15 protein-coding genes are annotated in these 17,729 nt (G+C 63.0%); 9 read left to right on the forward strand and 6 right to left on the reverse strand.

Annotation, left to right across the window (positions count from 1 at the left end; translation table 11 throughout):
• Nucleotides 1-2 precede the first annotated feature (2 nt).
• The 5 genes from IB277_RS14975 to IB277_RS14995 are packed head-to-tail and all read left to right on the forward strand — an operon-like array spanning nucleotide 3 to nucleotide 5,550.
• Complete coding sequence (locus tag IB277_RS14975; protein WP_083523783.1) at nucleotides 3-746, forward strand: CpaD family pilus assembly protein; 744 nt, start codon at nucleotides 3-5, stop codon at nucleotides 744-746.
• Nucleotides 747-764: 18 nt separating this feature from the next.
• The gene (locus IB277_RS14980) at nucleotides 765-2,051 is read left to right on the forward strand and encodes a CpaE family protein (RefSeq protein WP_060580521.1); all 1,287 of its coding nucleotides are present in this window, start codon (nucleotides 765-767) and stop codon (nucleotides 2,049-2,051) included.
• Between the two features lie 17 nt (nucleotides 2,052-2,068).
• Nucleotides 2,069-3,535: a CpaF family protein gene (locus IB277_RS14985; RefSeq protein WP_060580522.1), complete on the forward strand. Its 1,467-nt coding sequence runs from the start codon at nucleotides 2,069-2,071 to the stop codon at nucleotides 3,533-3,535.
• Between the two features lie 8 nt (nucleotides 3,536-3,543).
• Nucleotides 3,544-4,554 (forward strand): type II secretion system F family protein, encoded by a 1,011-nt coding sequence (locus tag IB277_RS14990; protein ID WP_060609560.1) that lies wholly within the window; start codon nucleotides 3,544-3,546, stop codon nucleotides 4,552-4,554.
• A gap of 9 nt (nucleotides 4,555-4,563) precedes the next feature.
• Nucleotides 4,564-5,550 (forward strand): type II secretion system F family protein, encoded by a 987-nt coding sequence (locus IB277_RS14995; protein ID WP_060609557.1) that lies wholly within the window; start codon nucleotides 4,564-4,566, stop codon nucleotides 5,548-5,550.
• Between the two features lie 168 nt (nucleotides 5,551-5,718).
• Here IB277_RS14995 and IB277_RS15000 read toward each other — a convergent pair whose 3' ends face one another.
• The gene (locus IB277_RS15000; protein WP_060609554.1) at nucleotides 5,719-6,543 is read right to left on the reverse strand and encodes a tetratricopeptide repeat protein; all 825 of its coding nucleotides are present in this window, start codon (nucleotides 6,541-6,543) and stop codon (nucleotides 5,719-5,721) included.
• Nucleotides 6,544-6,674: 131 nt separating this feature from the next.
• Between IB277_RS15000 and IB277_RS15005 the strand changes: the two genes are divergently transcribed.
• From IB277_RS15005 to IB277_RS15015, 3 genes are all read left to right on the forward strand, one after another.
• On the forward strand, nucleotides 6,675-8,066 hold the full coding sequence (locus IB277_RS15005; RefSeq protein WP_110818582.1) for a M17 family metallopeptidase: 1,392 nt from the start codon (nucleotides 6,675-6,677) through the stop codon (nucleotides 8,064-8,066).
• Nucleotides 8,067-8,153: 87 nt separating this feature from the next.
• Entirely contained in the window at nucleotides 8,154-8,504 is a 351-nt protein-coding gene (locus IB277_RS15010; protein WP_034805040.1) for a helix-turn-helix domain-containing protein, read from the forward strand.
• A 6-nt stretch (nucleotides 8,505-8,510) separates the two neighbouring features.
• Nucleotides 8,511-9,365: an NlpC/P60 family protein gene (locus IB277_RS15015; RefSeq protein ID WP_034805036.1), complete on the forward strand. Its 855-nt coding sequence runs from the start codon at nucleotides 8,511-8,513 to the stop codon at nucleotides 9,363-9,365.
• 146 nt (nucleotides 9,366-9,511) lie between these two features.
• On the opposite strand, the gene IB277_RS15020 is transcribed toward IB277_RS15015, so the two are convergent.
• From IB277_RS15020 to IB277_RS15040, 5 genes are all read right to left on the reverse strand, one after another.
• On the reverse strand, nucleotides 9,512-10,471 hold the full coding sequence (locus tag IB277_RS15020) for a glyoxylate/hydroxypyruvate reductase A (RefSeq protein ID WP_090296121.1): 960 nt from the start codon (nucleotides 10,469-10,471) through the stop codon (nucleotides 9,512-9,514).
• A gap of 8 nt (nucleotides 10,472-10,479) precedes the next feature.
• Nucleotides 10,480-12,108, reverse strand: coding sequence for an ABC transporter ATP-binding protein (locus tag IB277_RS15025; protein ID WP_034805312.1), 1,629 nt, complete (start codon nucleotides 12,106-12,108; stop codon nucleotides 10,480-10,482).
• Nucleotides 12,109-12,116: 8 nt separating this feature from the next.
• Complete coding sequence (locus tag IB277_RS15030; protein WP_034805015.1) at nucleotides 12,117-13,253, reverse strand: ABC transporter permease; 1,137 nt, start codon at nucleotides 13,251-13,253, stop codon at nucleotides 12,117-12,119.
• Complete coding sequence (locus tag IB277_RS15035; protein WP_034805012.1) at nucleotides 13,253-14,335, reverse strand: microcin C ABC transporter permease YejB; 1,083 nt, start codon at nucleotides 14,333-14,335, stop codon at nucleotides 13,253-13,255. The genes IB277_RS15030 and IB277_RS15035 overlap by 1 nt, the downstream gene beginning before the upstream one ends.
• A 177-nt stretch (nucleotides 14,336-14,512) precedes the next feature.
• Nucleotides 14,513-16,372: an extracellular solute-binding protein gene (locus tag IB277_RS15040; RefSeq protein WP_110818581.1), complete on the reverse strand. Its 1,860-nt coding sequence runs from the start codon at nucleotides 16,370-16,372 to the stop codon at nucleotides 14,513-14,515.
• Nucleotides 16,373-16,603: 231 nt separating this feature from the next.
• Here IB277_RS15040 and mepA point away from each other — a divergent pair, with 231 nt between their 5' ends.
• The gene (gene mepA / locus IB277_RS15045) at nucleotides 16,604-17,656 is read left to right on the forward strand and encodes a penicillin-insensitive murein endopeptidase (protein WP_090296126.1); all 1,053 of its coding nucleotides are present in this window, start codon (nucleotides 16,604-16,606) and stop codon (nucleotides 17,654-17,656) included.
• The last annotated feature ends 73 nt before the right edge of the window (nucleotides 17,657-17,729 follow it).

Here is a 17,729-nt window from a genome sequence, read left to right on the forward strand (position 1 = left end):
TCATGACGCTTCGAACCGATTTCCACGTGAATTCCGAAAGGCCGAACGCCATGTCCTCAGGTCCGTCCGGAACATTCATCCGTCGCACGAGCCGGGCAGCCGTCCTGGTGCTGGCCGGTGCCCTGCTTGCCGGTTGCGGCACGAGGGACAATCTGGCGACCGGCTCCATCCCCGACGACTACCGCACCCGGCATCCGATTGTGCTCGCCGAAGGGGAACGCGTCATCGATATCCCGATCGCCTCGGGCGATCGCCGTCTTACTCAGGGCACGCGCGATGTCATCGCCGGTTTTGCGGCCGACTATCGCAACTCGGCAAGCGGCGTCGTGCAGATCATGATGCCGCGGGGCGCTGCCAACAGCCACGCCGCCCAGGCGATGCGCCGGGAAATCCGCGGCGTGCTGGTGAATGCCGGCGTACCGGCCAAGAGGTTGCTGGAGACGAGCTACGACGCCGGACCCTATGGCGACGCGGCCCCTATCCGTCTGAGCTATGTGGCGATCACGGCGCAGACGGGACCTTGCGGCACCTGGCCGGAAGACATGAACCTCAACACCATGGAAAACAAGAACTACTACAACTTCGGTTGCGCCTCGCAATCGAACCTGGCGGCCCAGCTTGCCAACCCGACGGACCTCCTCGGTCCGCGTCAGATGTCGCCGATCGACGCCGAGCAGCGCGGCCAGGTGATCACGGATTGGCGTGGAACCGAGAAGAAGGACGGCACGGTCATCACCTTCAACTGATATCGGCTGGATGAAAAGATGAGTACCATCGATTACAGGATCGAGACTGGGACCGAGGGGGACGACCCGTCCTTCGATGCGCGTATGAGCGATCTGGAGCAGGTTCGTCCGTTGCCGCGGATTTCGATCCACGCGTTTTGCGAAAGCAACGCGATGTTGCGGCTGATGGAGCGGTGCGGCCAGGATCGGCGCATGGCGAAGGTGAGCCTGCGCATCAACAGCGGCAGCATCGATGCCGCCGCCAACATGTTCGCGACCGTATCGACGCCCAACCTGATCATTCTCGAGACGGCGACGGAACCGCGGTCGCTGCTGACCGAACTGGCACCGCTGGCGGAAGTCTGCGATCCCAGCACCAAGGTGATCCTCGTCGGCAAGCACAACGATATCGGGCTCTACCGCGAACTCATCCGCAACGGCATTTCCGAATACATGGTCGCGCCGGTTTCGATGCCGGACATTCTCACTGCCGTTTCGGCGATCTTCGTCGACCCGGATGCCGAACCCTTGGGGCGAAGCATCGCCTTCATCGGTGCGAAGGGCGGCTGCGGATCGTCCGTGATCGCGCACAATTGTGCCTGGGGCATCTCCAGCCTGTTCTCGACCGAAACGATTCTCGCCGATCTCGACTTGCCCTATGGCACCGCCAACATCGATTTCGACCAGGATCCGCCGCAGGGCATTGCCGAGGCGGTCTTTGCGCCGGAGCGCCTGGACGAGGTGTTTCTCGACCGTCTGCTGACCAAGTGCTCCGAGCACCTGTCGCTGCTGGCGGCACCTTCGATGCTCGACCGCGCCTATGACTTCGAGACCGGGGCTTTCCACCCGATCCTCGAGATCCTGCAGCGCAGCGCCCCCGTTTCCGTTCTCGACATTCCGCACCTGTGGACGGACTGGACACGGTCCGTGCTCGGCGAAGCCGACGAGGTGGTGATCACGGCGATCCCCGATCTTGCCAGCCTGCGCAACACCAAGAACCTGCTCGACGCCCTGAAGAGGCTGCGCCCCAACGACAAGGCGCCCCACCTGGTGCTGAACCAGGTCGGCATGCCGAAGCGGCCGGAGATTGCCGCCAACGAGTTCTGCGATTCGCTGGAAATCGAAGCCGCGGCCATCATTCCCTTCGACGCGGCTCTGTTCGGTAACGCTTCGAACAGCGGGCGGATGATCGCCGAAATCGACAAGAAAGCGCCGGCCGCTGAAACCTTCTCGCAGCTCGCACATCTTCTGACCGGCCGCGTGACGATGAAGAAGGCCCGGCGCGGCGGCCTCGGCAAGATGCTTGCAGCGCTCGGCAGGAAATAGGAAGTAGGATTACGCAGATGTTTGGCAAGCGCGGAAACGAAGGCTTCGGCAAAGGCGGCGGCACCCCGGTTTCCGCCCCTCCGCCGATCGTGGCTGCGGTGCAAGCGCCGGTGGTCGAGCGCGCCGTGCCGGTACTCGCCGATACGCCCTCCGCCAGCGCCAGAGTGCCGACGCCCGCCCCGCCAGCAAGACGGCGGCAGGCGCGGACGGAAGACTACTACGACACGAAATCGCAGGTCTTCTCCGCGCTGATCGACACGATCGACCTGTCGCAGCTCGCCAAGCTCGATACGGAGAGCGCGCGCGAGGAAATCCGCGATATCGTCAACGACATCATCACGATCAAGAACTTCGCGATGTCGATCTCCGAGCAGGAGGAACTGCTCGACGATATCTGCAACGACGTTCTGGGTTACGGTCCGCTCGAACCGTTGCTTGCCCGCGACGACATCGCCGACATCATGGTCAACGGTGCCGGCCAGACCTTCATCGAAGTCGCCGGTAAAGTGCAGGAATCGGAAATCCGGTTCCGCGACAACGCGCAGCTTCTTTCGATCTGCCAGCGCATCGTCGGCCAGGTCGGCCGCCGCGTCGACGAATCGAGCCCGATCTGCGACGCCCGCCTGCCGGACGGGTCCCGCGTCAACGTCATTGCCCCACCGCTCGCCATCGACGGCACGGCGCTGACCATCCGCAAGTTCAAGAAAGACAAGCTGACGCTCGAGCAGCTGGTCCGCTTCGGCTCGATCACGCCAGAGGGCGCCGTTCTCCTGCAGATTATCGGTCGTGTCCGCTGCAACATCGTCATTTCGGGCGGCACGGGCTCGGGCAAGACGACGCTTCTCAATTGCCTGACACGCTATATCGACACGGATGAGCGCGTGATCACCTGCGAAGACACGGCCGAACTCCAATTGCAGCAGCCGCATGTCGTGCGCCTCGAAACCCGCCCACCGAACATCGAAGGCGAAGGCGAGATCACCATGCGCGATCTCATCAAAAACTGCCTGCGCATGCGCCCCGAACGCATCATCGTCGGCGAAGTGCGTGGCCCGGAAGTCTTCGACCTGCTGCAGGCGATGAACACCGGCCATGACGGCTCGATGGGAACCATCCACGCCAACACGCCGCGCGAATGCCTGAGCCGCATGGAATCAATGATCGCGCTTGGCGGTTATACGCTGCCTGCAAAGACCGTGCGCGAGATCATCGCCGGATCGGTGGACGTGATCATCCAGGCGTCCCGCCTTCGCGATGGTTCCCGCCGCATCACCCACATCACCGAGGTGGTGGGCATGGAAGGCGACGTGATCATCACCCAGGACCTGATGCGCTACGAGATCGATGGCGAAGACGCCGGCGGGCGGATCATCGGCCGCCATATGTCGACCGGCATCGGCCGGCCGCACTTCTGGGATCGCGCGCGCTACTTCAACGAGGACAAGCGACTAGCCGCGACCCTCGACGCGATGGACAAGGGCTAGGAGCTGCGATGTTCGGGATAGACATCACGGTTCTGGCGCTAGCGGCCCTCGTCGCCATATCGGCGGCGGCGCTTGCCTACGGCCTGCTGTTCTCGCGCATCGAAAGCGAAAAGAAGGCGGAAGGCCGCGTGCGCAAGATCAGCGTGGCGGAAACCGACCGCGCCAAGATGAAGGCCGCACGCGACCGCGTGAGCGAACTGTCGAAACGGCGAAAATCCGTCCAGGATTCGCTGAAGGAACTGGAAAAGAAACAGCAGGAGCGCTCGGCCAAAGCCACCCCCTCGATGAAGGTGCGTCTCACCCAGGCGGACCTGTCGATCTCCATCGGGCGCTTTTATCTGTTCAGCGCGCTCTTCGGTTTTTTCGCCTTTCTGGTCGTGCTGATATTGGGCGCCGGGCTCCCCATTGCCGTCGGCTTTGGCATGATCGCCGGTCTCGGCCTGCCGCGCTGGTTCATCGGCTACCTGGTCAAGCGGCGCTGCAAGAAGTTCCTTGAGGAATTCCCGAACGCGCTCGAAGTCATGGTCCGCTCCATCAAGTCGGGCCTTCCCTTGAACGACGCACTGCGCCTCATCGCCGCCGACGGCCAGGAGCCGGTCAAGACCGAGTTTCGCCGCGTGGTGGAATCCCAGCAGGTGGGCCTGAGCGTGACCGAGGCCTGCGCCCGTATGGTCAACAGCATTCCCCTGCCGGAGGTGAATTTCTTCGCCATCGTGATCGCCATCCAGGCGCAGGCGGGCGGCAACCTCTCGGAAGCTCTCGGCAACCTGTCCAGGGTCCTGCGCGAGCGCAGGAAGATGCGGGCGAAGGTCAGCGCCATGTCGATGGAAGCCAAGGCCTCGGCCTGCATCATCGGCGCCCTGCCGTTCATCGTCACGCTTTTGGTCTACCTGACATCACCCGCCTACATGATGGTGCTTTTCACCGACCCCCGCGGTCATCTGATCATCGGTGCCGGCCTGTTCTGGATGAGCATCGGCATTTGGGTGATGCGCAACATGATCAACTTCGACATCTGAGGGGCGTCGATGAGCACTGACCTGATCAAGACCCTGACCGATCCCAACGTCGTCGTCGCCATTCTGGTTTCGCTCGCCGTGCTCGCAACCTTCTATTCGCTGATCGTGCCGCTGTTCGATCGCGGCGATCTCGGGAAGCGGATGAAGTCCGTTGCCACCGAGCGCGAACAGATCCGGGCGCGCGAGCGCGCGCGGCTTGCCACCGAGGTTCAAAACGGCAGGGCAAGTCTGCGGGGGCAGAACAACGCCTCCATCCGGCAGGTCGTCGAGCGGCTCAACCTGCGCTCGGCGCTCGTCGACGACAACACGGTCAACCGGTTGAAAATGGCCGGCTTCCGTTCGCAGAACGCGCTCAACACCTTCCTGTTCGCGCGCTTCTGCCTGCCCTTCCTGTTCCTGATCGTCGCGCTCGTCTATATCTTCGTGCTCGGCAATTTTGCCGACAAGCCGCTGATGGTACGGCTGTTCTTCGCGATTGGCTTTGCCTATGTCGGCTTTTACGCGCCGAATATCGTGGTGGCCAACGCCGTCTCCAAGCGCCAGGCATCGATACGTCGGGCCTGGCCGGATGCGCTGGATCTCCTGCTGATCTGCGTCGAATCGGGCGTGTCGATGGAACTGGGGATGCGTCGCGTCGCCGACGAAGTGGCCTCGCAGTCGCAGCCGCTGGCGGAAGAGCTGGTGCTGACGACGGCGGAACTGTCGTTCCTGCCCGACCGCCGGGTTGCGCTTGAAAATCTCGGGCAGCGCACCGGCCTCGAAGAGGTGAAGTCCGTGGTCCAGGCGCTGATCCAGGCGGACCGCTACGGCACGCCGATCGGCCAGGCTCTGCGCGTGCTTGCACAGGAAAGCCGCGACCAGCGCATGACGGCAGCCGAGAAGAAGGCGGCTGCCCTGCCGCCGAAGCTGACCGTGCCGATGATCCTGTTCTTCCTGCCGGTGCTGGTCGCCGTCATCCTTGGACCGGCCGGCATCCAGGTCGCCGACAAATTCTAGGCAGCGGCGCCGCTGTCGGCGCTCTACAAACATGGGTTCGAAAACCGCTTGCGCGGTGGCGGACAAAGGCATGCCGCGCAAATGTGCGCGGCTGACTTTGCGGATGACGGTAGCGGTAGATGGAAGCGCTAGAGGGACCAAGAGCGTCTCTGAAGAACGCGGCGCGCCTTAGTTGGCGACCTTCTTGTCGTCGGCCTTGGCGAGCTCTTTCCATGCGCCCTGCTGCGACAGCATTGAGCGCAGATAGGCGACGTTCGCTTCCGCCTGCTCGCTGGAAAGCTCCTGGCGGGCGATCGTCTCGGCTTCCTGGAAGCGGCCCTGAAGGCCGACGGCGAGCGCGAGGTTCTGGCGCACGCTGCTGTCGGCGCCGGGCTGGCTTGCCGCCGACTTGAGGTAGGTTTCGGCGGTACGAAGGTCCTTGGTCAGAAGATAGGACATGCCGAGATTGGAGAGTACTGACGGCTCGTTCGGCTTGAGGTCGAGAGCCTCGCGGTAGCGCAGTCGCGCCTCCTGGGCGCGGCCCAGCTGGTCGAGGATTGCGCCCTCGGCCGATTTCAGCTTCCAGTCCGGACGGTCGGGTGTCTGCGCCCGGCCGATTGTCGCAAGCGCCTGCTCGAGCTGACCGGCGGCGGCCTGTGCCTTGCCGTAGGCGCCGAGCACTTCGCGGTCCGACGGATGGTTGATCGCGACCTGCTGCATCACCGCAAGCGCCTGCTCATTGCGGCCAGTCATGCGCAGGAGATTGGCATAGTTGAGGCCCGCTTCGCGATCCTTGGGGTTCTTTTCATAGGCCTGGCCGATGCTTTCGGCAGCGGCCGAAAGCTCAGGCGCGGTCATCGACTGCACCGGTTTTGACGTTCTGGAGATCGACCCCGTCGTCAGCTCCTTCTTCGGCTGGTTGGCGCAGCCGGCAAGCGAAAGCGCCACCAGCGCGATCGCCGCGCCCTGCAAGAAACGGGCGCGTCTCGAGGATGAGGTCGTATATTTGGCCATGTGTGTCCCCAGCATGCATTCGCGCACCTGAACTTCAGACAACACCGGCGCAACTTTCACTCCAGCAATAATCTGTTAACCCTAACAGAGCGTTAATGGCGCGATTCCATCTCTGTCAGCCGAGGACTTTCATGGCTCCCTATCAGTTCATCGAGCGGCCGTCGCCGTTCAACACCAGCGCCGGCAAGACCCTGCCGATCTTCGCCGTCACGCCGGCGCATATCGAGACGGGGACGATCGACCCGATCGCTTTGGACTGGGCGCGCAAGGCAGGCTTTACGGCCGAGTCCGGCGCGGTGCTGTTGATCCCGTCCGCCGACGGCCATCTTGGCGGCGCGCTCTTCGGCCTCGGCAGCAACCCGTCGGAAGCGCCGTTCCTCGCAGGCAAGCTGGCGCGGGCGCTGCCGGCCGGCAAATGGCATATCGAAACGGCACCGCTGACGGCCAACCGGCTGGCGCTCGGCTACGGCCTCGGCTCCTATCGGTTCGAGCGCTACAAGTCCGCCAAGGGCGAACCGCCGACGCTGCTCATCCCCGCCGATGCGGACGCGACCGACATCAAGCGCCAGCTCGCTGGCGTGTTCCTCGCCCGTGACCTCATCAACACGCCGACCAACGACATGGGACCGGAAGCGCTCGAAGGCGCGTTCCGCGCGCTTGCCGCCCACTACAAGGCCGATGTTTCGGTCATAACCGGCGAAGCGCTGCTGACGCAGAACTTCCCGCTGGTTCACACCGTCGGCCGCGCCAGCGCCGAGGTTCCGCGCCTGCTGGAGCTGCGCTGGGGCAAGAAGGGCCACAAGAAGGTAACGCTCGTCGGCAAGGGCGTGTGCTTCGATACCGGCGGTCTCGACATCAAGCCGTCGGCCTCCATGCTGCTGATGAAGAAGGACATGGGCGGTGCCGCCAACGTCCTTGGCCTGGCGCTGATGATCATGGACGCCAAGCTCAAGGTGGATCTGCGCGTCATCGTGCCGGTGGTCGAAAACTCTATTTCCGCCAATGCTTTCCGGCCCGGCGACATCTATCGCAGCCGCAAGGGCCTGACGGTGCAGATCGACAATACCGATGCCGAAGGCCGGCTGATCCTTGCCGACGCGCTCGCCTATGCCGACGAAGAGAAGACGGATCTGCTCGTCGACATGGCGACGCTGACCGGTGCCGCGCGCGTCGCGCTCGGCCCGGATCTGCCGCCTTTCTTCACCGACGATGCCGATCTGGCCCACGATCTGACGGAAGCAAGCCTCGAGGTCGACGATCCGATGTGGCGCATGCCGCTCTATAACGGGTATGACAAGGATGTCTCGGCCCGCATCGCCGACCTCACCAACGCGCCTGCGGGCGGCATGGCCGGATCGATCACTGCGGCACTCTTCCTCCGGCGCTTCGTCACCAACGCCAAGAGCTGGGTCCATTTCGATATCTTCGGCTGGGCTCCGTCCGAGCGCCCGCATTCGACGGTTGGCGGGGAGGCGCAGGCAATCCGTGCGCTTTACCAGCACGTCCAGAAGATGACGAGGTAACCGCAACCAGGCGTAACCGGCAAAGAAACGCTTGCGTAACGATCCGCCGCTATCGTGGCGGATCAGTATCACGCGTAGGAGCCGCCATTGCCGATCGAGCTAACGCCCTCCCAGGCCCTCGGGCTTTGGCATTCGGTGTCGCTCGCCCAGGTTCGCGTCGACAGCCGCGACCTGACCTTGCGGCAGCTGGCGATCCTGCTGCACATCTACCTCGTGCCGCCGCCGCACACCGTGCGTGGATTGGCGGCGACGCTTGGGGTCACCAAGCCGGTCATCACCCGCGCGCTCGACACCATGGGAGCGCTTGGACTAGTCGATCGCACCCGCGACGAGCGTGATCGCCGCAACGTCGTCATCAAAAGGACAGTCGAGGGTGCTCTCTATCTTGAAAAATTCGGTGACCTGATCATTGATCAGGGCCGCAAGCAGCTGAAGTGAGTAGACATGTCGACACCGCCCGATCGCCGCCTGAACGCCTATCGCCCCGACCTCGCAGAGAGCCGGCTACGCGGTGTCGTGCAAGCCGAACGCTACGTCGAGGGAAGCGTTGCGCGCATCTCTGTTCCGGTTGCGCCCCTGCGGGCCAAGCCCGATCTCGCCTGCGGCACCGACACCGAGCTGCTGCTCGGCGAATCCGTTCGGGTACTCGACACCAACGAAAGCTGGTGTTGGGTGAAGGCCGATCTCGACGGCTATGTCGGCTATCTTCCGGAGTATTGCCTTGCGCCGGTGGTCAAGAGCCCGACCCATATCGTGACGGCGCCGCGCACTTTCGTCTATACCGGCCATGATCTGCGTTTCCCGACGGTCTATCCGCTGTCGATGGGCAGCCGGTTGACGGTTGTCGATGAACGCGAAACGAGGGGCACGCGCTACTTTCTGCTCGACGGCGGCCAGGCGGTCATCGCCAATCACTGCATCGAGGTCGGCAGTGTTGTGCCGGGAGACTATGTCTCGGTCGCTGCCCGCTTCGTCGAAACACCCTATCTCTGGGGTGGGCGTTCCGGCTTCGGCATCGATTGCTCCGGCCTTGTGCAATTGTCGATGATGATGGTCGGCAGGCAGGCGCCGCGCGATTCCGACATGCAGGCGACGGGGTTGGGAACGCCGATTGGGCGCGAAGAGCTCACACGCGGCGACCTCGTCTTCTGGAAAGGGCACGTCGCGCTGATGGAGGACGACGAAACCCTGATCCACGCCAACGGTCACACGATGACGGTTGCGCGAGAGGGCTTGGAGGCCTCGATCGAGCGGATTGGCTGGCTCTATGAGCAGCCGACGGGCTACCGCCGTCCCTGAGCGCCCGCAAACGGAGCGTAGGGGGGGCGCGAGCCTCCGCAATCGTAGCCGATGAAGGCAAAACACCCGTTCACGTCGCAGAATGCGACGCTGCGTCTCTGCCAGGAGGCTCGGCGTGGCAAGCGTCGCACCTCGCTTTCGCTGGATCAGTAGCCGGCTACTTTGTCGACGACGTGTTCGAGCGCCTGTCCGCCTTCGAAGCGGGCGATCTGCTGCTCCACATGGCGGAAGAGGGCCTTGACGTCGGAGGATGCCGCCACGTGCGGTGTGACGTAGACGTTGGGCAGGGTCCAGAAACGGCTGTCCTGGGCAAGCGGCTCCTGCTCGAAAACGTCGAGCGAGGCACCAGCGAGCACGCCGCTGTCGAGCGCCTTCAGGATGTCCGCTTCGAGCTGGCTACCGCCGCGGCCGGCATTGATGAAGACAGGCGCGCCGAACGGGCCGTTACGGCTGAGCCTTGCAAACAGGCGCAGGTTGAAAATGCCGCGGGTGTCCGGCGTCAGCGGCAGCAGGCCGACAAGGAAGTCGCTGCGTGCCAGGAAGCTGTCGAGTTCGTTGCCGCCAAAGGTCTCGATGCCGGCGACGTCGCGCTTGCTGCGCGACCAGCCGATGACCTTGAAGCCCATGGCCGAGAGCTTGCGGGCGGCGTCCTGGCCAAGCACGCCCATGCCCATGATGCCGACGGTGATGTCGGCGGCTTCTGGCTGGGTCAGGTCGCGCCATTCGCGTTTCGCCGCCTGCGCCTCGTAGGTGCGGTGCTGGCGCAGGTGCATGAGGCACTGCATGACCACCCATTCGCTCATGCGCGTCGTCAGTGTCTGGTCGACGAAGCGCACGAGCGGCACTTCGGGAAGGCCGGGCAGCGTAAGCACATGATCGACGCCGGCGCCGCCGGAGAACACCACCTTGAGGTCCGGTGCCCTTTCGAAGAGGTCCGGTGCCGACTTCCAGACGACCGCATAGTCGATGCCCGAGAGGTCGCGGTTGTGGTGCACGGCATCGGCGCGGTTGATCACCTCGCGATCCGGGAAGGCCCCGCGAAGCGCCGCCTCGACCTCCTCCGGAATGAACTTCAGATCGACGATGACGGGGCTTTTTGCGGACATTCGGGCACCTATTGGCGGATCGCGGTCAAGTTGACGGCTTCGAGGTTGAAGGCGGCAGCCATCAGCGCCTTCGTGTAGTCCTGGCTCGGGGCATTGAAAATGCGTTCGGCCGGGCCCTGCTCCACCACCTTGCCCATGCGCATCACGATCATCTCGTTGGCAAGGGCGCGCACGACCTTGAGGTCGTGGCTGATGAACAGATAGGCGAGGTCGTGTTTGCTCTGCAGGTCCCGCAGGAGGTCGACCACCTGCGCCTGCACGCTCATGTCGAGCGCCGAGGTCGGCTCGTCGAGCATCACGAATTGCGGCTTAAGCACCATGGCGCGGGCAATGGCGATGCGCTGCCGCTGGCCGCCGGAGAACTCGTGCGGATAGCGCCAGCGGGTCGCGGGATCGAGGCCCACTTCTTCGAGCGCCGCCGCGACGCGGGCGTCGCGCTCGTTGTCGGATAGGGAGCGCTCGTGGATTTTCAGGCCTTCGGCGATGATATCGGCCACCGACATGCGCGGGCTGAGTGAGCCGTAGGGATCCTGGAAGACGATCTGCATCCGGTTTCGAAGCGGCCGCATCTCGTTGAAGCTGTAGCGGTCGATGTCCTTGCCGATGAAGGCGATGCGACCCTTCGACGAGATCAGCCGCGTCAACGCAAGCCCGAGCGTCGTCTTGCCGGAGCCGGATTCGCCGACGACGCCGAGTGTCTGGCCTGCACGCAGCTTCAGATCGATGCCGTCGACGGCCTTCACATGATCGACCACCTTGCGCAGGAATCCCGCCTTGATTGGGAACCACACCTTCATCTCAGAGGCTTCCATCACGATCGGCTTTGACGCGTCAGACGGCGGCGGATTGCCCTTCGGCTCGGAGGCGAGCAGATGGCGGGTGTAGGCATGCTGCGGATTGGCAAAGATCTCGGCGGTCGGTCCCGTTTCGACGATCTTGCCCTTGGTCATGACGCAGACCCGATCGGCGATCTTGCGCACGATGCCGAGGTCATGGGTGATGAACAGCATCGACATGCCGTGCTCATCCTTGAGCGTCTTCAACAGCTCGAGGATCTGTGCCTGCACGGTGACGTCGAGTGCGGTCGTCGGCTCGTCGGCGATCAAGAGTTCCGGTCGGTTGGCGAGCGCCATCGCGATCATCACACGCTGGCGCTGGCCACCCGAGAGCTCGTGCGGATAGGCGCTCAGCCGCTTCTCCGGCTCGCGGATGCCGACCTGGTTGAGCAGCTCGAGAATGCGCGTGCGCCGCGCTGCACCCTCCAGCCCCTGGTGCAGTTCGAGGATCTCGCCGATCTGCCGCTCGATCGAATGCAGCGGGTTGAGCGAGGTCATCGGCTCCTGGAAGATCATGGTGATGTCGTTGCCGCGGGCGTGGCGCAGCTCCGCATCGCTGGCTTTCAGCAGGTCCTTGCCGTTGAAGACGATTTCGCCGCTCGGGTGGCTGGCGGACGGGTAGGGCAAGAGCTTCAGGATCGAGTTGGCCGAGACCGATTTGCCCGAACCGGATTCGCCGACAAGCGCCACGGTCTCGCCGCGCCTGATGTCGAAGGAGATATGGTCGACGGCAACGGAGGTGTTGCCGCCCTGGTGAAAGGCGACGGAAAGGTCACGGACGGAGAGGATTGGATCTGTCATCGTCGCGCTCACCGGAACGTCTTTCTCGGATCGAAGGCATCGCGCGTCGCTTCGCCCACGAAGATCAGCAGCGACAGCATCAGCGACATGACGCAGAAGGCCGTCAGCCCCAGCCAGGGCGCCTGCAGGTTGGACTTGCCCTGGGCGATCATCTCGCCGAGCGAGGGCGATCCCGGCGGCATGCCGAAGCCGAGGAAGTCGAGCGAAGTCAGCGTCGTGATCGAGCCAGAGAGGATGAAGGGCAGGAAGGTCAGCGTCGCCACCATCGCGTTCGGCAGGAGGTGGCGATACATGATCGTGCCATTGCCGACGCCGAGCGCGCGTGCCGCGTTGACGTATTCGAAATTGCGAGCCCGCAGGAACTCGGCGCGCACGACACCGACGAAACCGACCCAGGAGAACAAGAGCATGATACCAAGCAGGATGAAGAAGCCTGGCGGCAGGATCGCGGCGATGATCAGGAGAATGTAGAGCACCGGCATCGACGACCAGATCTCGATGAAACGCTGCATCAGGAGGTCGGTCCAGCCGCCGAAATAACCCTGGATGGCGCCGGCGGTGACACCGATCACCGCCGAGGCGATGGTGAGCGTCAGGCCGAAGAGCACCGATATGCGGAAGCCATAGATCATGCGCGCAAAGACGTCGCGGGCCTGGTCATCGGTGCCGAGCCAATTGAGGTTTCCGACGATGCAGTTCCGGTCGTTGGTCTTGTCAGGGTAGGCGGAGCAGCGCTCTTCCTTGTCCATCAGCCAGAACGGCTTGGTCGGCGCCGAATGCGGGATGTTGGAATTGACCGTCTGGTAGGAATAGCGCACCGGCGGCCAGATCATCCAGCCATTGGCCTCGATCTCGTCGCGGATGAAGTCGGAGCGATAGTCGGTCTCGGCCAGGAAGCCGCCGAACTTTTCCTCCGGATAGTCGATGACGACAGGGAACAAAAGCTCGCCCTTGTAGGAGGCGATGATCGGCTTGTCGTTGGCGATCAGTTCACCGACCAGGCTGAGCCCGAACAGCGCCAGGAACAGCCAAAGCGACCAGTAGCCGCGTCGGTTCGCCTTGAAATTCTGCCAGCGGCGCTGGTTGACCGGTGACAACCAGCCACGCGGCGCCACAGCGGTCGGGGACGTTGCGAGGCTTGCCATCAGACGTCCCTCCGCTCGAAATCGATGCGCGGATCGACCCAGGTGTAGATGAGGTCCGACAGCAGGCTGACGAGCAGGCCCATCAGCGAGAAGATGAAGAGCGTGGCAAAGACGATCGGATAGTCGCGCTTGACGACCGAATCATAGCCGAGCCGGCCGAGGCCATCGAGCGAGAAGATGTATTCGATCAAAAGCGAGCCGGTGAAGAAGGCCGAGATGAAGGCGCCGGGGAAGCCGGCGATGATGATCAGCATGGCGTTGCGGAAGACGTGGCCATAGAGCACCTGGCCGTCGGTCAGGCCCTTGGCCCGTGCCGTCGTTACATACTGCTTCTTGATTTCGTCGATGAAGGAATTCTTGGTGAGCAGCGTCGTCGTCGCAAAGGCCGAGAGCAGCAGCGTGATCAGCGGCAGCGTCATGTGCCAGATGTAGTCGAGGATCTTCTGCCACCAGGGCAAATCCCAGAAATTGTCGGAGACGATACCACGCAGCGGGAACCAGTCGAAGAACGAGCCGCCGGCAAAGACGACGATCAGCAGGATGCCGAAGAGGAAGCTCGGCACGGCGTAGCCGATGACGATGATGCCCGAGGTCCAGACGTCGAAGGCCGAACCGTCGGATACGGCCTTCTTGATGCCGAGCGGGATGGAGATCGCGTAGGAGAATAGAAGGATCCACAGCCCGAGCGAGATCGAGACCGGCATCTTCTCCTTGATCAGATCGATCACCGAGGTGTTGCGGAAGAAGCTCTCGCCGAAATCGAAGCGGAGATAGTTCCACATCATGGTAGCGAAGCGTTCGAGCGGCGGCTTGTCGAAGCCGAACTGCTTTTCGAGCTTGGCGATGAACTCCGGGTCAAGCCCTTGAGCGCCGCGATAGCGCCCGCCTTCGTCGCCGCCGGCCTGCATCAGGTCGCCGCTGCTGCCCGACAGGCGATCGGAGCCGCCGGCATTGGTCAGGTCCGAGATCACCTGCTCGACCGGGCCGCCGGGCGCGAATTGCACCACGATGAAGGAGATCGCCATGATCCCGAAGATCGTCGGGATCATCAAAAGCAGGCGGCGCAGGATGTAGGCACCCATCAGGCGGGCCTTTCGATCGACGTGTGGGCGGTGGCCCGGACCGGCGAAGCGTCGGCAAGCCGTCTATGGTGTCTCAATCCCTGTGTCTCCTTGCGGCTGTCAGGCCCGGATCGGGGCTTGTTTCAGTGATTCGTTTTTTTGCATTTGGAATCGAGACGCCATTCGAGTGCAAGGACTTCATTTGGGGGAGGCGTTTTTCGACCACCACGCGTCCGGAAAGCCTATTCCGTAGTAGGGCAGTTCCTGCGGACGGGCGAGCTGGTTCCAGTAAGCCACGCGAACCGAGCGCGAGTAGAACAGCGGAACCACGAAGTGATGGGCGAGAAGAACGCGATCGAGGGCCCGTGTTGTTGCCACCAGTTCGTCGCGGTTGGGCGCGAAGATGATCCTGCGGATGAGTTCGTCGATCGCCGGATCGGATATGCCGGCATAGTTTCTCGATCCCTGCTGATTGACCGAAGCCGAACCCCAGTAGTCGATCTGCTCGTTGCCGGGAACCAGTGTTTGCGCCCAGATGCCGTAGATCATGTCATAGTCGAAGCTTCGGACGCGGTTGGTGTATTGCGAATCGTCGACGGTCCGGATGCGCGCATCGATGCCGATCTTCTTCACGCTGTTGATGAACGGCGTGACGGTGCGCTCGAACGAGGGGTTGGCCAAGAGCAATTCGAAGCTGAAGGGCTCGCCGCTCTTTACGTTGACCAGGCGGTTGCCCTTGAGTTCGTAGCCCGCCTCCTTGAACAGCGCCAGCGCCTTGCGCAGGTTGTCGCGCACCTTCTGTGGGTCGCCGTTGACCGGGTTCGCGTAGGGCGCGGTGAAGACTTCTGGAGGAACCTTGTCCTTCAGTTCCTCCAGAATGGCCTTCTCGCGTCCTTCCGGCAAAGCCTTGGAGGCAAGCTCGGTGCCCCAGAAGTAGCTGTCGACACGCTGGAAGGCGTTGTAGGCGAGGTTGCGGTTCAGATCCTCGAAGTCGAAGGCGTAGTTCAGCGCCTCGCGCACGCGCTGATCCTTGAATTTGTCGCGGCGCATGTTCGGCACGAAGGCTTGCATGATGCCGGCTGCGCGCAGCGGGTTCTCGATCTCCTCGCGGACCACACGGCCATCCTTCATCGCCGGAAAGTCATAGGCGGTCGCCCAGTGACTGGCACTGTTGTCCTGGTAGAAATCGACGTTGCCGGCGCGGAAGGCTTCGAACTGCACGTTCCTGTCGCTGAAGAAGGCATAGCTGATCACGCCGAAATTATATTGCCCGACATTGACGTTGAGGCTCTTGCCCCAATAGTCGTCCCTGCGTTCGAAGCGGATCGAGCCGCCGGCCTGGAACGACGCAATCTTGTAGGGGCCTGAGCCCATCACCGGCTCCAGCGTCGTGCGGCTGATGTCGCGCTTGTTGCCCTTCTCGTCCTCGCCTTCCCACCAGTGTTTCGGCACGATGGGGAACTGGCCGAGGATGTTCGGCATTTCGTGGTTGTTCTTCTCGTCGAAGCGGAAGGTGACGTCGCGGTCGCCAGTCTTTTCCGCCGAAACCACGTGGCGGTAGTAGTTGGACAGAAGCGGATTGTGTTCCTTCACTTTTTCGAACGAAAAGACCACGTCCTCCGGCGTCACCGGCTTGCCGTCAGCCCACTTGGCCTCGGCGCGCAGGCGAAACGTCGCGGAGGAAATATCGTCGGGATAGGAAACGCCCTCGGCCAGCAGCCCATAGGCGGTTGTGATCTCGTCCTCGGCCGATTTCAACAACGTATCGAAGACGAGCGAGGTTACGCCGCTCGCCGCCTCGCCCTTGGAGAGAATCGGATTGAAGGTATCGAATGTACCGCTCTCCGACAGGCGCAGCTCTCCACCCTTGGGAGCGTCAGGATTGACGTAGTCGAAGCGCGCAAAATCGGGCTTGTATTTCAGTTCACCGATTGACGATGTTCCGTAGCGCCAGACGGGCTGTTCTTGGGCATTGCCTGCAGGAGGGAGGAGAAGGAACGCCGCTGTCAGTAGCGAGGCAGCGAGGCCAGGTTTCACGGTCCTGCAGAAGTTTGGCATCCAGCCGGTACCCCTTATATTTCAATCTTCTTTTGCGAGAGCATAGGCGAAATCAGGGCAAATGACAGGCACTGCCGCAAATCAGGCCAAATTTTTGAGTCACATCCCGGTGATTCACAAGCATGTAACGCGTAAGGCTGAGGCAAAGACGGGGCCTTAGGATCGGGGTTCGCCGGAGAGGCATGCCGCACAACGGCGCCGCTCGCCGCGAGACAAACGGGACGAAATTCAATGATTGCTCCATTTCGACGTTGCGGCTCGGCGTTTCTTGCGCTGCTGCTCGGAACAAGCCTCCTGATCGCCGACAACGCCGCGGCGGACGAAACGCCGGCCAAGGCGCTTTTCGGCGCCAAGGCCCTGCCTGCCGAGATGGCGGCAAATTCCTACGGCTTCTATGCGAAGGGATGCCTAGCCGGCGGTGTCGCCATCCCGACCGACGGGCCGACCTGGCAGGCAATGCGGCTGTCGCGCAACCGCCGCTGGGGCCATCCGCAGATGATCGCGCTGATCGAGCAGTTTTCCCACGACGCCGCCGACAAGGTCGGCTGGCCGGGCCTGTTGCTCGGCGATATCTCGCAGCCACGCGGCGGGCCGATGCTGTCGGGCCACGCCTCGCACCAGATCGGGCTCGATGCCGATATCTGGCTGACGCCGATGCCGCAACGCACGCTTACCTATCGCGAGCGCGAGGACATCTCCGCCACCTCGATGTTGCAGAAGAACAAATTCCTGACGGTCGACCGTTCGATCTGGACGCCGAAGCACGCGCAGCTGATCATGTTGGCGGCGAGCTACCCGCAGGTGGAGCGCGTCTTCGTCAATCCGGCGATCAAGAAGAAGCTCTGCGATACCTGGACGGGCGACCGCACGAATCTTGGCAAGGTCCGGCCGATCTACGGCCACGACTATCACTTCCACATCCGCATCAAGTGCCCCGCCGGCGCTTCGACCTGCAAGGATCAGGCGGAAGTGCCGGCGGGCGACGGCTGCGACAAGTCGCTGGCCTGGTGGTTCACCGACGAGCCATGGGCGAAGCCGACGAAGAAGCCGAACGCGAAGCCGGTCAAGCCGAAGGTGACGACGCTTGCCGATTTGCCGAAGGCCTGCGCTCTGGTCCTGAACGGCCCGGCGCCGGCCTCGGAAGCCGCCGCCACTTTTGGCACGGCCTACCGGGCTGCCGCGCCGGCCGCAGCGAACGATAGCATCGAGCAGGTGATCGGTGCGTCCGGTGATGTCCCTCCGGCCGATATCCCCGTACCAATGGCGCGTCCGACGCTGCAGTAGGATTAAGGACACACGAGCGGGGCGGGGAGGCATCAGCCTTCCCATTCCCGTGGCGCTCATGTATAGGGCAATC

It is taken from the genome of Ensifer sp. ENS07, assembly GCF_014852185.1.
In the GTDB taxonomy this organism is placed as follows: domain Bacteria; phylum Pseudomonadota; class Alphaproteobacteria; order Rhizobiales; family Rhizobiaceae; genus Ensifer; species Ensifer adhaerens.